Origin of the sequence: Veillonella sp. VA137 (assembly GCF_003992015.1) — a bacterium.
Taxonomy (GTDB): domain Bacteria; phylum Bacillota; class Negativicutes; order Veillonellales; family Veillonellaceae; genus F0422.
The window spans coordinates 1-17754 of record NZ_RQVK01000014.1 but is presented as its reverse complement, the minus strand read 5'-3'; the positions used below and the strand labels follow the sequence as shown (position 1 = coordinate 17754).

Here is a 17754-nt window from a genome sequence, read left to right as displayed (position 1 = left end):
CTATTTATGACCTAATGCGTCACGAAGTGTGAATACTTGGTTTGCCAAAGTAGCGAATTGCTCTGGGCGTAAGGATTGCGGACCATCGCATAATGCTTTTTCTGGATTGTTGTGAACTTCAATCATTAAACCATCAGCACCGCCACCAACGGAGGCTAAAGACAAGGATGGAACCACACGGCTCATACCCGCTGCATGGCTTGGATCCATAATGATTGGCAAGTGGGATAACTCGTGCATCATTGGAATGGCAGTGACATCCAATGTGTTACGAGTGCGTGTTTCGAATGTACGAATACCACGTTCGCAAAGAACGATTTGTTCGTTACCTTCGCTCATGATGTATTCTGCAGCCATTAACCATTCTTCGTATGTAGCACATAGCCCACGTTTTAATAAGATTGGTTTTCTTAATTTACCGACTTCTTTTAAAAGGTTGAAGTTTTGCATATTGCGAGCACCGATTTGCAACATATCTACATTGTCGAAATATTCTAATTGAGAAATATCCATGACTTCTGACACAATAGGTAGACCAGTTTCTTTTTTAGCTTCTTCTAATAAGGATAAACCACTTGGGCCCATACCTTGGAAAGAGTATGGAGAAGTACGAGGTTTGAAAGCGCCGCCACGAAGAATGTCAGCACCAGCAGCTTTTACAGCCTTCGCTACTTCGATGACTTGTTCTGGTGTTTCTACAGAGCAAGGGCCTGCGATGATAGCAAAGTGACCGCCACCGATTTTTGCATTACCTATAGTAACCACCGTATCTTGAGGATGGAATTTACGATTTGCTTTTTTGAAAGGCTCTTGGATACGCATAACCTTTTCAACGTATGGAAGGGATTCAATGGTGCGTAAATCGACACGGGATGTATCGCCGATCAAACCGATGATATCTTGTTGTTCTCCATGTACTGGATGTAATGTAACGCCAGTGGCTTCTAATTGTTGACGTAGTTCTGCAATTTGTGCTTCTGTTGCTGTAGTGTGTAATCGAATAATCATAAGATCCTCCTAAAAATCTTAATATGTATAGGCATTTGTGAGTGGTGGTATAGGAAGATATATAAAAAGGGCTACCCGCCTATACCTAGTACGGGTAGCCCTTACCACTATTTAAAGCCACTCAGTGATGATACCTAAATTAGCGTAGCTCAAATAGTTCTTTACCCGTAGTTTGGATAAAGAACCAAAAAAATGTATTTGCATTTGTTGTAGCTAAATTGGCTTGCTTCATCATTGTAGTGACTCCTTTCTTTCAATAATTGCGTTTAGTATACTCCATTCATTTAAGTTTGGCAAGAAAAAAATTCAAATTGGGATCAAAATTAGGATCAAATGCAAAAAAGGATTATCAACAGCAGTGAGAATTAAATATTCTTATAATATCTGCATAAAAGATATATGATAATTTTATCAATTATAACTAATTGTTATAATAATACTTTACTATATAAAGTATGCATAATAGCATATTTATAGGTATATAAGTATGTACGAAGTATAAATAACAATGTATAATGACAGTAGTTTATTGATATCTATTATTGATTGTGGAGGCTTTTATGAAAATTACACGTCATGTATCAGCAGTGATGGCTGCATTAGTAGTAACAGGAATGTCTTATTCCGTAATGGCTACAGATATTACTATGTATAGTGATAAAGCAGAAAACTTAATTGGTTTATCGATGGGCTCTCAAAAGCAAACGGAACCTGACGTTAAGCATATAGAAGACACGTTGACCGTCAATGTACATGGTAAAAGCTTGATGGAAATGGAGAACGGTAAAAGTAAAAGTAAAAATGTAGCAGGGATTTTTATTGGATACGGATCTCAATTGACCATAGATAAAGATCTCATTGTACGATTAAAAAATGATGCGCCAGCATCTAAGCGTGAATTGGGACATTATTATATGAGTGCTGTCTATTCTGGTCTTGGTGGTAAGGTGCCACATCATAATGATAATCCTAACAGAGACTATGGTGATAGCAATATTCATGTGAAAGGCAATGTAGATATTGACGCTGTGGGAGTAGGATTACAAGCTAATCACCGAGGCCATATTATCGTTGATGGCGGTGGTCGTATTATAACGCATCCTGTTACAACGTCAGATATCTATTCTGTTGTGGCAGAAGAGGGCGATGTATATGTGAATGCAGGTACCGATGGTAAACACCCAGGTACGAAAGATTTAGTGGCTATTGGTAATGTAGGGTTAATTAATAAAGATTATGGTGATAATCCAAATCCTAATGAAGCGCCAGCAAATATAGGACTAGCTTTTACAACCTCTAACTCTAAGCTTACTGGTGCTGTGTTAAATGAATATGCTGAAAGTAATAAAAATCCGCATAATTCTGGTGCCGATATCTATTTACAAAATGGTGCTACTTGGAATAATGAATGGATTGGTATGGAACGACCTACACCAAAAAAACCACGTCCATCAGGAGATGATGCAGCCTACTTATATAAAGGCAGTAAAGTTCGTAATCTTGTAGGTGGTGTAAATCTAACCTCAGCAGGTATTATCCATCCTATCGATGCTCGTCCTATTACGATTCAAAACTATAGTGGTTTTGTAAATGCTGATTATAAAACAGGTGCGCTAGCGAGCGAAGCTGGCAATGGACAAATCATAATTCAACATGCCGCTGATCATAGCCACATCACTGTACAAGGTGATAGTGCTAAGAATTTGACTGATGATGCAAGTTATCGTGCAGAAATGAAATCGTTAGCCACTAAATTACAATATACTGGGAATGATAAGAAACTAGCTGCTGCTGTTCAAGTTAATGAAGGTATTACAAGACCGGCTGCTATGACGGAACTTGGTACAAATGCATTTGATGCACAAGGTAATCTTGTCGTTACTGATACCGCGACGGTAACACATGCTAGTGAATCTTCCTTGGTAAGTGGTGCGAAATCTGCTCTCACATCTACAGCGATAGCTTGGCATAATACTACGAACGATTTACAACGTCGTTTAGGGGACCTTCGTTTGACTAATACAAACCAAGGTGTATGGGCTAAATACATTGGTGGCAAATCTAACATGACAAATGGTGCTGATGCTCATATGACATATAATGGTGTACAAGTTGGTTATGATCATAAGGTATCCAATGGTTGGATTTTTGGTGGCGCTCTAGATTACAGTACGTCTAGTAATTCCTATGCCGTTGGCAACGGAGACAGCAAAACCGTTGGTATTGGGTTATATGGTACAAAACAACATGATGATGGACGTTACTTAGATATCATCGCTCGTGGAAACCGCTTATCCAATACTTACAAACTTCATTCACTAGGGGGACATCAATTGAATGGGGAGTATCATACATTTGGTACCTCTTTAAGTGCTGAATACGGTAAACGTATTAAACAACAAAATGGTTTCTACATGGATCCTAGTGTAGAATTTATTATAGGTCGTTTGAATGGCGTATCCTATGATGCTAATCTTGTTGGTGGTGGCTCTATGCATGTGAAAGCTGACGCTGTTAACTCTGCTGTAGGTCGATTGGGTCTTGGCATTGGTAGAGAAACAGAAACATCCAACATCTTTGCAAAACTCGCATTGGCTCATGAATTCTCTAGTAAGGTCAATACGACATATTCCGCGCCAGGTAATCCAACAGTACATACAGAACTTGATTTGAAAGATACATGGCTTGATGCTGAAATTGGAGGCTCCTGGAGCGTTCGTCCAAGTACATATGTATATGGTACATTCACTAAAAACTTTGGTGCTACTATAGACACTACATGGCGTATTGATGCGGGAGTACGGTATAACTTCTAATTAAATCTTGTACTAATAGTCCTTATAGCGTATGCTGTAAGGACTATTAGTATTTAAGGAGGATAGTATGGTAAAAGTCTTATTCATCTGTCACGGTAACATTTGTCGCTCTACGATGGCAGAGTTTTATATGAAGCATATCGTTAACAAGGCGGGTTTAACTGATTCTATTTATATTGAGTCCGCAGCTACATCTCGTGAGGAGATAGGAAATGATACCCATTATGGAACTAAACAAAAATTAGATGAAATGGATATTCCTTATACTCGTCGCAAGGCCCGCCAAGTAACGATGTATGATTACCGTAACTTTGATTACCTCATCATCATGGATGAAAATAATGCAAGAAACTTGCGCCTCATTATTGATGATGACGTTGACCATAAGGTGTATAAGGCTATGATGTTTGTTGGGGAAAGTCGAGATGTAAAAGACCCTTGGTATACGGGAAATTTTGACGAAACCTATGACGATATAAGTCGTAGCTGTGATGCCCTATTAGAGTTGATCAAAGAACAATTATTTAAGTAAAAGTATAATGTAATAAGCCCCCAGTGTTATCTGAAGTAGATATAACATGGGGGCGGTACTTTTTATGGAAACTTAAATTGGGCTCAAATGCAAAAACTGGATTCTCAAAAACGGTGAGAATCCAGTTATATCAATGGTGCGCCTAGCAGGAATCGAACCTGCGCACCCGGTTCCGGAGACCGGTGCTCTATCCCCTGAGCTATAGGCGCGTGTATACCGTTAAAGTATACCATGAAATAATGGTCAGTACAATAGGGAACCTCATGGTGAAGGATTGAAACATATAGTGCTCTATCATACTTTGATATACAAACCGATGCCCAGTGTGATATAATATATTAATTCGCATAATACATAACAAGATTTTAAAGGAGGACCCTTTCATATATGCAAATTAAATTTGAAGATTTACAAATTAGCGAACCCATTTTACGAGCTTTAAATGACATGGGATTTGAAGAACCAACACCGATTCAACGTGAAGCCATTCCAGCGGCGAAGTCCGGTCAAGACATGATTGGTCAAGCACAAACTGGTACTGGTAAAACAGCTGCCTTCGGTATCCCAGCGTTAGAGCAAGTGGATCCAACAATCCAAGATCCACAAGTATTGATTCTTTCACCCACACGCGAATTAGCAATTCAAGTGGCGGAAGAGTTAAATAAAATGGCGCAACATACTAACATTCAAGCCTTACCAATCTATGGTGGACAAGATATTGGACGTCAATTCCGTATGTTGAAAAAACATCCACAAGTGATTGTAGCGACACCTGGTCGTTTAATGGATCACATGGAGAGAAAATCTATTTCTTTTGACCATGTAAAAGTTGTCATTTTGGATGAAGCGGATGAAATGTTAAACATGGGCTTCGTAGATGATATCAATAAAATTTTGACAGCTGTTCCAAAAGAGCGTCAAACATTATTGTTCTCTGCTACAATGCCAAAAGCAATCCAAGAGTTGGCAGAAACATACTTAACAGAGCCAACATTAATCCGTATGAAACCAACACAAGTAACAATGGATTTAATCGAACAATATTATATCGAAGTACAAGATCGTCAAAAATTTGATGTATTGTGCCGTTTACTAGATATCCAAGCGCCAGAATTGGCTATCGTGTTCGGTCGTACAAAACGTCGTGTAGACGAAGTAACAGAAGCATTGAAAAAACGTGGTTACATGGCAGAAGGTATTCATGGTGACTTGTCTCAACAAAAACGTGACTCTGTGATTCGTCAATTCCGTGAAGGTACTATCGATATCTTAGTAGCTACAGACGTAGCGGCTCGTGGTTTAGATATTAGTGGCGTTACGCATGTGTATAATTACGATTTGCCACAAGATCCTGAAAGCTATGTACACCGTGTCGGTCGTACAGGTCGTGCTGGTAAAGCGGGCGTGGCAATGACATTCGTTATTCCACGTGAAATTGAGCATTTACATGCCATTGAACGTTTGACAAAACGCAAGATTGCTCGTCGTAAAGCTCCATCTTTGGGAGAAGTATTAGAAGGACAACAAAAAATTGCCGTAGAGAAATTGATTGCTTTAGCAGATAATCGTGAAGAATTAGCAAGCTATCGTTCTAGTGCAGAAGAATTATTGAATGATATCGATTCTGTTACATTATTAGCAGCTGCTTTGAAATTGTTGACAAAAGAGCCAGATACAACTCCTGTTAGCATTACAGAAGAAGCGCCACTTCGCATACGTCGTCGCCGTGACAGTGGACGTCGAGATGGCCGTCGCCGTGATGATCGTCGTAGAGATGGTCGCCGTCGTGATGATCGTCGTGACGGAGATAGAAGACGTTCCTCTCGCGATCGTAGTCAACGTTCCAATAGTGGAGAGCGCCGTTCTCGTGATGGACAAAAACAACAAAAGCATCAAGGTAGCGGTTTCAAGCCGTATTTTAAAGAATAATTTCGTTAAGTAACGATATTTAAAATTAAACAATTCTGATTATTGTTTGGGAATGAACTTTCTGATATAATATAGATAGAGTAATAGTATTTTAATCTCACAGTTAAGCTTCCAAGTGGAAAGGATGTGCTTTATGGATATTGCACAAAAATTGCGAGAAGAAGGTTATAAAGTGACACCACAGCGTATTGCCATTTATAATGTTCTTTACGCAGAAAACAACCATCCCACTGCGGAAATGATCTACCAAAGTTTGCGGGAAGACCATCCAAGTATGAGCTTGGCGACTGTATATAAAACGATGGAGATTTTTGAACGCATTGGTTTAGTTCGCGTCTTAGACTTGGGCGATGATTGTAGCCGTTATGACTGGGATATAAGAAATCATCCGCATGTACGCTGTACAATGTGTAATCGTATTAATGATTTACATGATGTACAAGTAAACTGTCTAAGAGAAGAAGTGGCGCGCCACAGTGAATATGAAATTACAGGACTTCATGTGTCTTTTGAAGGCATTTGTCCAGAATGTTTGCGTAAAAGCTCACATTAATTAGTCATGTAAAAGAAATAGAGGATAATTGCTTATATAAACAATTGTCCTCTATTTTTATGCCTGTAAAGAGATAGTCATAACATGATATACTTACAAGTAAGATAGTGAATCATCAAGAGAAGGAGTTATATATGAGTCAATTAACAATCGGATGTCATTTATCCATCAGCAAAGGCTATTTACATATGGGAAAGGAAGCATTATCCATTGGTGCCAATACATTTCAATATTTTACGAGAAATCCACGTGGCGGCAAGGCACGTGCCTTTGATGAAGCAGATATGAAAGCCTTAGATGTGTTCCTGAAAGAACATCAATTTGGCAAATTGCTAGGCCATGCACCGTATACATTGAATGCATGTGCAGCGGATCCAGGCTTGCGTGAGTTTGCGAAAAACTCTATGAGAGAAGATTTGGAGCGACTGGAATATTTACCAGGCCATTTATATAACTTTCACCCTGGTAGCCATGTGAAACAAGGCGTAGACCAAGGCATCGAATACATCGTAGATATGTTGAATGAAGTGATTTTTCCAGGTATGAAGACGACAGTTTTATTAGAAGCTATGGCGGGAAAAGGAACAGAAGTAGGTCGTAATTTTGAAGAACTAGCGCGCATCATTGACGGCGTGAAATATAAAGAATATATCGGAGTTTGTGTAGATACGTGCCATATCCACGAAGGTGGTTACGACATCATTGAAAATTTAGATGGCGTTTTGGAGGAGTTTGACCATTTTGTAGGCATAGACAGAATCCATGCGGTGCATTTGAACGATTCCAAAAATCCTAGGGGAGCCCATAAAGATCGGCATGAAAAAATTGGGGAAGGCCATATTGGCATTGAGGCCATTGCTAATTTCATTACCCATCCAAAATTACGTCATTTACCATTTTATCTAGAAACGCCAAATGAACTAGATGGATATGCGAAAGAAATTTCTATCTTACGGGAGATTTACGCAAACGAGGTGTAAGTATGCGCATACTACATACAGCAGACTGGCATTTAGGACGACTATTTTATAACGAACATTTAACAACGGACCAAGCCTATGTATTGGATCATCAATTTTTCCCTTTACTGAAAGAAGAACAGATTGATCTGGTGCTCCTCAGTGGGGACGTCTTTGATCGCTCAGTGCCACCTATTGAGGCCATTGAATTATGGGATTCCGTGCTCCATCGATTGGCTTTTAGCGAGAATATTCCTTTGGTGGCCATTTCAGGTAATCACGATAGTGGACCACGCTTAGCGATGGGTCACAGTGCTTGGGAAACTCATGGTATCCATTTGTTAGGCCATGCTCACCAAGGGATAAATCCCATCTCTTTCCAAGATGCGTATGGTCAACTCGATGTATGGGCATTGCCCTACGGAGAGGTGCGTGATATGCAAAGTGCTCTGAATCGGCAAGGTGTTGGAAATGAAAAGATAGAAATAACAGAGCATATCGAATCTGTTAAGGCATCTAAAAAACATAGAACGCAATGCGAATCGGCAGATTTATTTGCCTCTTTAAGTAATGAAGATATTGTAAATTTAGACAACTCTTCGTATAAAGGTAATGATGAGATTTCTGTTGTCGGTACTGCGGAATGTGCGTTAGGTGTTGATACAAATAAATATAATTGGACTATCGCAGATGCCTATGAACATTGGTCATATTATGCGAAGCGTTGCTCTAAAGGACACCGCAGTCTTTGTATGGCTCATGCTTTTGTGGCAGGTGGTGCTGAAAGTGAGTCGGAACGGCCTCTGTTAGTAGGAGGTTCTGGGCAAGTTCCAACAACGGTATTCAAAGATTTTACATATACTGCCTTAGGTCACTTGCATAGACCACAACGGATTGGGGTGGACCATATTCGCTACAGTGGATCTTTGTTGACCTATTCCTTTGACGAGGTAGGGTATAGTAAAAGTTTCACTATTGTTGATATAGACGGCAAAGGAGCTACAACAATCAGTGAGATTCCTATTGTAGGACGCCGCCAATTTGTGAGCCTGACGGGATATTTTGACGATTTGCTAGCAGATGAAAGTCTTCATACACGGCATCATAATGATTATGTGGAAGTACGATTGTTAGATACGGCACCTGTAGTGGACGGAATGCGCCGCTTGCGAAAGGTATTTCCATATTGTATGCGATTAGAATTAGTAGGTCGTATGGAAGTGGTGCGAGATACAACAGGTGCTAAACGATTCAAGGAATTAAATGAGAAAGATTTATTTGCCCAATTTGCTAAGGAAGCTCGTAATGAAGAACTTTCACAGAAAGAATTAGAGTATATGGAAGGTTTGTGGCATCGTGTATTAAGGGAGGAAGAAACATGAGACCCTTACGATTAGAAATGACTGCCTTTGGCCCGTATCCTAAGAAAGTAATCCTTGATTTTGCCGTATTGGCAAATCAATCCATGTTTTTGATTACAGGTCCTACAGGGGCAGGAAAAACAAGTATATTAGATGCCATTGTATATGCCCTATATGGTCAAACCAGTGGTGGCCTTCGTGATGGTTCAGATATGCGTAGCGATTATGCAGATGCTACTACACCTACATCAGTGGTGTTTGAGTTTCAAGTAGGTGATCATCGATATAGGATGGAGCGAACTCCAAAACAAGAATTACAGAAAAAACGAGGCACTGGTACAAGAACGGTATTAGCAACTGCTTCTATCAGTGAATGGATTGATGAAGAATGGAAATTACTCGCTACAAAAGCCCAAGAAATTCGTGACTATGTACAACAGATCATTGGATTTCGTGTAGATCAATTTTTGCAAGTTGTCCTATTACCGCAAGGTGATTTTAGAAAATTGTTAGTAGCCCCCACATCAGAACGGGAAGTATTGCTACATACGATTTTTAAAACCTCTGTGTATAAACGCATGCAAGATGTATTGAAGGAAGAATTGACTAAATCTACCGTAGGGATTCAAGATACATTGCAAAAGGTTGAGTTTTTATTGAATACTTACACAGTAGATACGTTACAGGACTTAGTGGCATTGACGGAAGAAGAACGTGCTGTATTAGGGATTCGTGAAAAAGAACGTAAGGAGAAACAGGAGCAGTGCGATGTTTTGCAAACAGCCTATGCTAAGTACGAAACCTATGCCAACCTAGTATCGCGCAAAGATCAATACAGTCAAGCCTTGGCTACTCATCAAGAAGGAGAGTCGGCGCATCTTGCATTAGGGGAGGCTATTAGCCGTTGGGAACGGTTGCAAGAAGTTCGGAGGTCTATGAAAGACTATGAGAAATTGCAAGATATTTTCAGAACGGACAAAGAAAAATTAGAAGCCTTGAAAACATCGTTGCAGTCCGTGGAAGGAAGTTTACAAACCTTAGAGTCTAAGTGGAAACAGCTAATAGCTCAAGAGGAAACGTATGCAAAGCAACAAGAGCAATACCACCAATTACAGGCCTTGCAACAAGAGGTGGAGCGGTATGGCGAACTTGTGATAAAAAGGACTGATATAGAGGCTTCGAAAGCACAGCAAGTGGAGCAACAACAGGCTCTACAACAGGAGATAACTACAAGTCAGGCAGAGCTGGAGTTGCATCGTAAAACATTAGAAGGTATACAGATAGAGTTACAAAATTATGCTTCCTTAGGTGAGGAAAAATTATGTACCAGTGAACTGCGGAGTTGGTGGGATTCCTTAAAGGGGGTTGTTAACAAACTCCAAACTGCTTGGGATGCTAGAAATCTTCATAGTCAACAGTTGGAGGAAGAACGACAGGTCTGCAAGACGCGTGAAGGTCTATATCATCATAATGAGCAATTATTACGACAATACCAAGCCTATGAAGTGAGTTTGCAAGTGGAAGATGATTCGCCGTGTCCTGTTTGTGGTTCCTTAGAACATCCACAACTAGCACAAGCCCCGTCGGAAGACATTGTTAGAGAAACGGTAGATAGATTCCGCAGAGAGTTCCAAGCTAGTCAAACACAGGTGGCAACGATAGAAACCAAGCTAAGCCACAGTGAAGAAGAAGTAGAACGATATAGTAAAGAATGGAATCGTTTATGTGAAAGCTATCCAAATGTAACAGAAGGTGTGCAAAGAAAAGCTATTATTCACTTGGGGAATATGTTGGAATCGGCTATACAAGTCAAGGACATAGATAGGGTAGCTGAACGCCTCCAATGGTGGAAGGCATCTGCAGATATAGAAACCATAGACCAAGCGTTTAAAACGATACAAAATGAGTTAGTTGTTGCTGAAACCACTAAAGTAGAATTGGAAGAAAGATTAGAAACATTACATAAGGCAATACAAGTAGAAGAAGCTAACTTTCATACAAAACAACTGGAATTGACTACTTTAGCTGGTCAGATAGAGACGATTAAACAAGATGTTCACCACATGACAACAGAAATGCATCGTATTGAAAAGAGTATAGCTCCTTTTACGGTGGAAACGTATACGGCTGAGGTGAAAGATCTCGCAGATTCTCTGAAACGGTATGAAGCGGACCGTAAAGAGGTAGAAGCCGCGCGTCAAGCTAGCCAAGAACAAAAGGTGGCGCTCATCACAGAAATAGGGACTATTAAAGAACAACAGGATCGCATGGCGCAGGATATAGAATTCTTGGATAAGGAAATCGAGCAAGTGTTAGCAGCGGAATCTCTTACCATTGATGCATTTAAACAGGAATCTCATGCATTTGATAAATTGCCAGCATGGAAAGAAACCTTTAGTGTCTATAACAACGAAACATTGCGACTAAGCTCTCTGTTAGAAGAAGTGCAAAGTGATTTAGCCCACTATACTACAGTGCCAGAGGAAATAGCCAAGGGGGCTGTGGAAACAATAGAACAGGAATTAAAAGAATTGGGGGAAACTATTGGTACCCTGAAATCTCAAGTTCTAGCTAAAGAAAAGGCAATACAAGAAATTACTGGGTTGGAAGAGTCCACTAAAGTATTGTCAGATCGTCGAGCCTTTATCTTCGGCTTAGCCGATTTAGCCATTGGCGGTGATTCAGGTATGAAAGGTGTCAGCTTTGAACGCTATGTACTAGGCGCTATTCTAGAAGAAGTATTGAGTGCAGCGAACTTACGACTTCATGATATGAGTCGTGGTCGCTATCGATTGGAACGGTCCGTAGAAGAAGGTGGTCGTGGCGCCCGAGGATTGGACATCTCTGTTTTTGATGCATATACGGGAGCGAGTCGGCCTGCGAACACTTTGTCCGGTGGAGAAACTTTCTTGGCATCCTTAGGGCTTGCTATGGGATTAGCGGATGTCATCCAATCCTATGCGGGAGGTATTCATTTGGATACTATGTTTATTGATGAAGGATTTGGTACATTAGATCCAGATACATTAGATGTGGCGATGGAAACTTTGGTGGCATTACAATCCCAAGGTCGATTGGTAGGCATTATATCCCATGTGCCAGAATTACAACAACAAATTGGTGCACACTTGGTGGTGACAAAAACCGATGAGGGAAGCAGAGCCTACTTTCAGGTGCAATGATTGTATTCCCGTAGTACCTATGTTAGAATAATACTGTTATTTACTAGGAATTAAGGAGGAAGTATGAAATTTAGCTTTGCTCATAATAATATTAATGTGAAAGATTTGGATAAGAGTTTATCCTTTTACAAAGAAGCATTAGGGTTAGAAGAAGTCGGTCATATCGATGGAGAAGATGGATCTTTTAAAATCGTCTATTTAGGGGATGGTACCAATCCGCATCGATTAGAATTGACATGGCTACGTGATTGGGATCGTCCTTATAATTTAGGGGATAATGAATTCCATTTGGCATTCTACGTAGATGATTACAAAGGTGCTTTGGCAAAACATAAGGCTATGGATTGTGTAGTTTATGAAAATGAAGCAATGGGTATCTATTTCATTGCTGACCCAGATGGATACTGGACAGAAATCATTCCAGCAGGGGCGTATTAAGATGGAACACATGTTGACGCGCCTACAATGGCTAGTGGGGGAAGAGAAAATTAAAACCTTGCAAAACAAGAAAGTCCTTCTCTTTGGATGTGGTGGCGTAGGTTCCTTCGCCCTAGAAGCGCTAGTTCGTTCTGGGGTGGGGCACATTATCATCGTCGATGGTGACCAAGTGACGGTGAGCAATATCAATCGTCAGCTTATCGCTTTGCCTAGCACGGTAGGTCAACGCAAGGTAGAAGTGGCGAAAGAGAGAGCTCTATCCATCAATCCTAATCTGCACATTGAGGCTTATGATATGGTATATACTGGTGAAAGTCATCCGACTTTCATCACCGATATAGCTCCAGATTTTGTGATTGATGCAATCGATATGGTAAGTGCCAAACTATCTATCATCGAAACGTGTTATAATAGTCATATACCATGTATATCTTCTATGGGGACAGGCAATAAAATGTGGCCAGACCAATTGAAGATTACTGATATTAGTAAGACCCATACATGTCCATTGGCAAAAGTGATGAGAAAAGAATTGAGACGCCGTGGCATTAAAAAGCAAACTGTATTATTCTCTACGGAGCAGCCTATGACACCGAACCGAGATGACGATTCAAGAAGTCCAGGTTCCTGTGGATTTGTTCCATCTGTAGCAGGATTGCATTTAGCGGGTTATGTGATTAGAACTTTTTTGGAGGTACAGTAATGAAAAAAGCAATTATTCATATGGAATACGGTGACATTGTTATCGAATTATTTGAAAAAGAAGCTCCTGGTACAGTTGCTAACTTTGAAAAATTAATTAAAGAAGGTTTCTACGATACTTTGAAATTCCATCGTGTTATCCCTGGTTTCGTAGCGCAAGGTGGTTGCCCAATGGGAACTGGCGTAGGTGGCCCTGGTTATACAATTCCTTGTGAAACAGAAGGTAACCCACATAAACACGTGCGTGGTGCTTTGTCCATGGCACATCGTGGACCTAACACAGGTGGTAGCCAATTCTTTATCGTATATGAACCACAACCTCATTTAGATGGCGTTCATACTGTATTCGGACAAGTTATCGAAGGCATGGATGTAGTGGATAAAATTCAACAAGGCGACCGCATGCAAACTGTTGAGGTAGTAGAAGCGTAATGGCAGGTATTAAACGCTATCGCTTAGAGCACCCAGAATGGTTACAAGTAAAAAAGGATGGGAATTTTTCCTACGGCTATGACCAAGAATGGTACGAAGATGCGTGGAAACGCTTAGCAGGTTGTGGTCCAACCACAGCGACGCAGGTTATTTCCTATGTGCTTTTCCGCGATGGATATTTACCTGTTGAGACTGCTGTAGATGGTGATCAAGCCTTGGTGCGCATGAACCAAGTATGGGAATATGTGCGCCCTCGCTATGGAGGTGGACTCTATAAAAGTACTTGGTGGGAACAAGGAGTGAACCAATATATGGAGGATCACAATCTATCCTATACGGTGCAACGTCTACCTATTTTCCCTTTGAAAGGAAGCCCTTATAGCGTGGAAGAAGTGACGGATTTTATTCGTGCAGGATTGGAACAGAATTGCCCTGTTGCCTTTTTAAATCGTCATCGTGGACAAGAAGAAGGTCTATCTACATGGCATTGGGTTCCTATCGTATCTATGCAGGTCAACAACGATGATACGCGATGTGTCGTCTATGATGAAGGCATGGAGCGAACGTTTTCCCTACGCCGTTGGTTACGAGATAATTTGCTGGGTGGAGCTTTTTTATACATCCAGTCACAATGTGAGGAGTAAGATATGACACAATGGATTAAAGAACTGCAATCCCCTCATCTTGCGTTATGCGCAGAAGTGGATGAAATTTTATATTCTGGAAAATCTGACTTTCAAACCATAGAAGTCGCTCATAGCTTAGAATACGGTAATATGCTTGTGTTAGATGGAGTGTTTCAAACATCGGAACGAGAAGAATTTGTGTATCATGAAATGATGAGCCACATTCCGTTATTCTTGCACCCAAACCCTAAGCATGTATTGATCATCGGTGGCGGTGATGGCGGTGTGGCTAGAGAATGTGTACGCCATAGCTGTGTAGAAACAGTGACAATGGTGGAAATCGATGGTAAAGTAGTGGAATTGGCGAAACAATACTTGCCTTCTATTGCTGACGCTATGATTCGTCAAGATCCAAAATTAACAGTAACCATTGGTGACGGTATTGGTCATGTAGCGGAAAAAGAAAACTTCTATGATGTGATCATCGTAGATTGCTCTGACCCAATTGGCCCTGGCGAAGGTTTATTTACAGAAGAATTCTACCAAAATACCTATCGTGCCTTGAAGGAAGATGGTTTGTTTGTACAACAAACAGAATCTCCAGTGATGCACCAACAATTAGTATCTGACGTGTTCTATTATGTGAATAAACATTTCCCTGTGACTCGTCTATATACAGCATTCATTCCATTATATCCAACAGGTATGCATTGCTTTACGATGGGATCTAAGAAACATGATCCATTAGAGTGGGATCCAAACCGTGCTCAAGATTTTACAACTAAATACTATAACTATGGCATCCAAAAATCTGCATTCGTATTGCCAACCTTTGTAAAACAATATTTACAAGCTCGTATTGCAGAATAATCCTTTTAGCAAGGAGTGCTATAGTAATTGATGAACTAGCATTTTCCTTGTGAAAGTGCTAGTTTTGCGTATGGGTTATATAATCGAATAGGATCTGGTGTTTAAAAATAATAGGTAAATCCATGGTATTTTGAGGAGTATAGATATATAAAATATAGTAGTTAAGTGTAGCTACTTTACAGTAACTTTTTATAACTATAGAATTATGAAAAAAATATTAGTGATATATAGTATTGAAATTCCTAGTAAATAGGTATACAATAAGAACAATATTGTATTTACTAATGAAATATATATAATAGACTTCTATTCATGTGAATTAACAAAAGGGGACACAATTATGAAACAATATGATTTACTCGTTATCGGTTTTGGTAAAGCTGGTAAAACATTAGCTGCTACATTTGGCAAAGAAGGGAAACAAGTAGCTTTAATTGAACAAGATCCGGCTATGTATGGTGGTACATGCATCAACATCGGATGTATCCCTACAAAAACGATGATTGTTGGTGCGGATAAAGGCAAAACATACGAAGCAGCGAAAGCAACTCGTGATACAGTAGTAGGCAAATTAAATGCAAAAAACTTAAACATGTTAACATCCAATCCAAATGTAACCGTGTATACTGGTCATGGTAAATTTATTTCCAATAAAGAAGTAGAGGTAACAACAGCAGAAGGTGTGGAAACATTGACAGCTGAAACTATCATCATCAACACAGGGGCTACGAATGTAGTGCTTCCAATTCCAGGTCTATCTACATCAAAATTTGTGTACAACAGCACTGAACTGCAAGCTTTGCCTACATTACCAAAACGGTTAGGTATTATCGGCTGCGGTAACATTGGGATTGAGTTCGCTAATCTATATGCACGTTTAGGTGCTGAGGTGACTGCTTTTGAAAGTGGCGACAGAATCTTAAAACGTGAAGATACAGACGTAGCTGCGTTAGCGCAACAATACTTAGAAGAAGATGGTGTTCATTTCCACTTTAATGCTGTTACAAAAGAAATTAAAAACGTTGGTGATACTGTAGTAGTGGTGACTGAAAGTGGAGAAGAGTTTGTCTTCGATGCCTTGCTGCATGCTACAGGTCGCAAAGCGAATACAGAAGGTCTTGGATTAGAGCACACAGACATCCAAGTACGCCCTAATGGCTCCATCGTAACGGATGATACATTGATGACATCTGTTCCTAATGTATTTGCCGTAGGTGATGTGAATGGTGGTCCACAATTTACGTATGTATCTTTAGATGACTTCCGCATTGTGAATCGTGTATTGCATGGTGATGAAAGTTATAAGTTAGGCAATCGTGCACACGTGCCATATTCTACTTTCATTACACCTGCTTTATCCCATGTAGGTTTACATGAAGAAGAAGCGAAAGCACAATATCCAAATGCAGTGACAGTGGTATTACCGGTAAATAATATGCCGCGCCATGCAGTCAACCAAGATCCACGTGGTGTATTTAAATTAACAGTTAACAAAGACACTGGTCTAATCCTGGGAGCTACTTTATTCGGTAAAAACTCTGAAGAGTTAATTAATATAATTAAAATGGCCATGGACAACGATATTAAGTATACATACTTACGTGACCAAATCTTTACACATCCTACAATGGGTGAAAATTTAAATGATTTAGCTAAATTAATTTAAGAAGACAGATAGTATATACACAATAAGGTCAACTGATATGTGATGTAAACTATTAATAGAGATAATGATACCTTAAAAGAATATAGAGAATAGAGAAAGTTAGGAAACCCTTAACTTTCTCTATTTAGTTATAAAATGAAAGAAAAATGAAAAAAGGGGTTTACATGTAAAAAGTTTTTTGATATACTTTAAAAACATCAGCGATAGAGCAATAATTTTATTGCTTAGTATCAAAGATGAGATATGATAGCAGTTAAAAAAGTTTTTTAAAAAGTGGTTGACACAAAAAACATTAACTGATATACTAAATATCGTTGTAAGGCACGACAGTGCTAAACAGAATAAATATCCTGTGGTGGGTATGGTGAAGCGGTTAACACGGCGGATTGTGGCTCCGTTATGCATGGGTTCGATCCCCATTACTCACCCCACAACACAGGGGTGTAGCCAAGCGGTAAGGCATCGGACTTTGACTCCGACATGCGATGGTTCGATCCCATCCACCCCTGCCATTTTTGACCCACTAGCTCAGTTGGCAGAGCACCTGACTTTTAATCAGGGTGTCCCGCGTTCGAGTCGCGGGTGGGTCACCATTTACTCAACATGGCCCGTTGGTCAAGCGGTTAAGACACCGCCCTTTCACGGCGGTATCGGGGGTTCGATTCCCCCACGGGTCACCA

Annotated in this window: 14 protein-coding genes and 5 tRNA genes; 17 read left to right on the top strand and 2 right to left on the bottom strand. The window is 40.0% G+C overall.

The window, feature by feature from the left end:
* The gene (gene aroF, locus EO116_RS07065) at nt 1-1008 is read right to left on the bottom strand and encodes a 3-deoxy-7-phosphoheptulonate synthase (protein ID WP_127161219.1); all 1008 of its coding nucleotides are present in this window, start codon (nt 1006-1008) and stop codon (nt 1-3) included.
* Nucleotides 1009-1568: 560 nt separating this feature from the next.
* Here aroF and EO116_RS07060 point away from each other — a divergent pair.
* Together EO116_RS07060 and EO116_RS07055 are read left to right on the top strand one after the other, a co-directional pair.
* Nucleotides 1569-3824, top strand: coding sequence for an autotransporter outer membrane beta-barrel domain-containing protein (locus tag EO116_RS07060; protein ID WP_127161218.1), 2256 nt, complete (start codon nt 1569-1571; stop codon nt 3822-3824).
* Between the two features lie 67 nt (nt 3825-3891).
* Nucleotides 3892-4356, top strand: coding sequence for a low molecular weight protein-tyrosine-phosphatase (locus EO116_RS07055; RefSeq protein WP_127135966.1), 465 nt, complete (start codon nt 3892-3894; stop codon nt 4354-4356).
* 134 nt (nt 4357-4490) lie between these two features.
* On the opposite strand, the gene EO116_RS07050 is transcribed toward EO116_RS07055, so the two are convergent.
* Nucleotides 4491-4565 (bottom strand) — tRNA-Arg (locus EO116_RS07050).
* A 178-nt stretch (nt 4566-4743) separates the two neighbouring features.
* Between EO116_RS07050 and EO116_RS07045 the strand changes: the two genes are divergently transcribed.
* The 15 genes from EO116_RS07045 (at nt 4744) to EO116_RS06975 (ending at nt 17754) form a co-directional block, all read left to right on the top strand.
* Entirely contained in the window at nt 4744-6285 is a 1542-nt protein-coding gene (locus EO116_RS07045; RefSeq protein WP_062401790.1) for a DEAD/DEAH box helicase, read from the top strand.
* Between the two features lie 133 nt (nt 6286-6418).
* Complete coding sequence (locus EO116_RS07040; RefSeq protein WP_127161217.1) at nt 6419-6838, top strand: Fur family transcriptional regulator; 420 nt, start codon at nt 6419-6421, stop codon at nt 6836-6838.
* Between the two features lie 134 nt (nt 6839-6972).
* Nucleotides 6973-7818: a deoxyribonuclease IV gene (locus tag EO116_RS07035; RefSeq protein ID WP_126941317.1), complete on the top strand. Its 846-nt coding sequence runs from the start codon at nt 6973-6975 to the stop codon at nt 7816-7818.
* A 2-nt stretch (nt 7819-7820) separates the two neighbouring features.
* Complete coding sequence (locus EO116_RS07030) at nt 7821-9179, top strand: exonuclease SbcCD subunit D (protein WP_127161216.1); 1359 nt, start codon at nt 7821-7823, stop codon at nt 9177-9179.
* Nucleotides 9176-12340: an AAA family ATPase gene (locus EO116_RS07025; RefSeq protein WP_127161215.1), complete on the top strand. Its 3165-nt coding sequence runs from the start codon at nt 9176-9178 to the stop codon at nt 12338-12340. The genes EO116_RS07030 and EO116_RS07025 overlap by 4 nt, the downstream gene beginning before the upstream one ends.
* Nucleotides 12341-12403: 63 nt before the next feature.
* Complete coding sequence (locus tag EO116_RS07020; protein WP_127161214.1) at nt 12404-12778, top strand: VOC family protein; 375 nt, start codon at nt 12404-12406, stop codon at nt 12776-12778.
* A complete protein-coding gene (locus EO116_RS07015; protein WP_240629146.1) occupies nt 12738-13481 on the top strand; it encodes a ThiF family adenylyltransferase in 744 nt (247 codons plus the stop codon). The genes EO116_RS07020 and EO116_RS07015 overlap by 41 nt, the downstream gene beginning before the upstream one ends.
* Nucleotides 13481-13912 (top strand): peptidylprolyl isomerase, encoded by a 432-nt coding sequence (locus EO116_RS07010; RefSeq protein WP_127161213.1) that lies wholly within the window; start codon nt 13481-13483, stop codon nt 13910-13912. The genes EO116_RS07015 and EO116_RS07010 overlap by 1 nt, the downstream gene beginning before the upstream one ends.
* Nucleotides 13912-14556, top strand: coding sequence for a hypothetical protein (locus EO116_RS07005; RefSeq protein WP_127161212.1), 645 nt, complete (start codon nt 13912-13914; stop codon nt 14554-14556). Before EO116_RS07010 ends, EO116_RS07005 begins: the two co-directional genes overlap by 1 nt.
* A 3-nt stretch (nt 14557-14559) precedes the next feature.
* On the top strand, nt 14560-15408 hold the full coding sequence (speE, locus tag EO116_RS07000) for a polyamine aminopropyltransferase (protein ID WP_127161211.1): 849 nt from the start codon (nt 14560-14562) through the stop codon (nt 15406-15408).
* A 340-nt stretch (nt 15409-15748) separates the two neighbouring features.
* The gene (locus EO116_RS06995) at nt 15749-17074 is read left to right on the top strand and encodes an FAD-containing oxidoreductase (protein WP_127161210.1); all 1326 of its coding nucleotides are present in this window, start codon (nt 15749-15751) and stop codon (nt 17072-17074) included.
* Between the two features lie 355 nt (nt 17075-17429).
* Nucleotides 17430-17505, top strand: a tRNA-His gene (locus EO116_RS06990).
* 6 nt (nt 17506-17511) lie between these two features.
* Nucleotides 17512-17586, top strand: a tRNA-Gln gene (locus tag EO116_RS06985).
* A gap of 5 nt (nt 17587-17591) precedes the next feature.
* Nucleotides 17592-17667 (top strand) — tRNA-Lys (locus tag EO116_RS06980).
* 12 nt (nt 17668-17679) lie between these two features.
* Nucleotides 17680-17754, top strand: a tRNA-Glu gene (locus EO116_RS06975).

Coding starts and splice junctions, on each gene's coding strand:
- aroF (WP_127161219.1), bottom strand. CDS start 1,008: ATGATTATTCGATTACACACTACAGCAACAGAAGCACAAATTGCAGAA.
- EO116_RS07060 (WP_127161218.1), top strand. CDS start 1,569: ATGAAAATTACACGTCATGTATCAGCAGTGATGGCTGCATTAGTAGTA.
- EO116_RS07055 (WP_127135966.1), top strand. CDS start 3,892: ATGGTAAAAGTCTTATTCATCTGTCACGGTAACATTTGTCGCTCTACG.
- EO116_RS07045 (WP_062401790.1), top strand. CDS start 4,744: ATGCAAATTAAATTTGAAGATTTACAAATTAGCGAACCCATTTTACGA.
- EO116_RS07040 (WP_127161217.1), top strand. CDS start 6,419: ATGGATATTGCACAAAAATTGCGAGAAGAAGGTTATAAAGTGACACCA.
- EO116_RS07035 (WP_126941317.1), top strand. CDS start 6,973: ATGAGTCAATTAACAATCGGATGTCATTTATCCATCAGCAAAGGCTAT.
- EO116_RS07030 (WP_127161216.1), top strand. CDS start 7,821: ATGCGCATACTACATACAGCAGACTGGCATTTAGGACGACTATTTTAT.
- EO116_RS07025 (WP_127161215.1), top strand. CDS start 9,176: ATGAGACCCTTACGATTAGAAATGACTGCCTTTGGCCCGTATCCTAAG.
- EO116_RS07020 (WP_127161214.1), top strand. CDS start 12,404: ATGAAATTTAGCTTTGCTCATAATAATATTAATGTGAAAGATTTGGAT.
- EO116_RS07015 (WP_240629146.1), top strand. CDS start 12,738: ATGGATACTGGACAGAAATCATTCCAGCAGGGGCGTATTAAGATGGAA.
- EO116_RS07010 (WP_127161213.1), top strand. CDS start 13,481: ATGAAAAAAGCAATTATTCATATGGAATACGGTGACATTGTTATCGAA.
- EO116_RS07005 (WP_127161212.1), top strand. CDS start 13,912: ATGGCAGGTATTAAACGCTATCGCTTAGAGCACCCAGAATGGTTACAA.
- speE (WP_127161211.1), top strand. CDS start 14,560: ATGACACAATGGATTAAAGAACTGCAATCCCCTCATCTTGCGTTATGC.
- EO116_RS06995 (WP_127161210.1), top strand. CDS start 15,749: ATGAAACAATATGATTTACTCGTTATCGGTTTTGGTAAAGCTGGTAAA.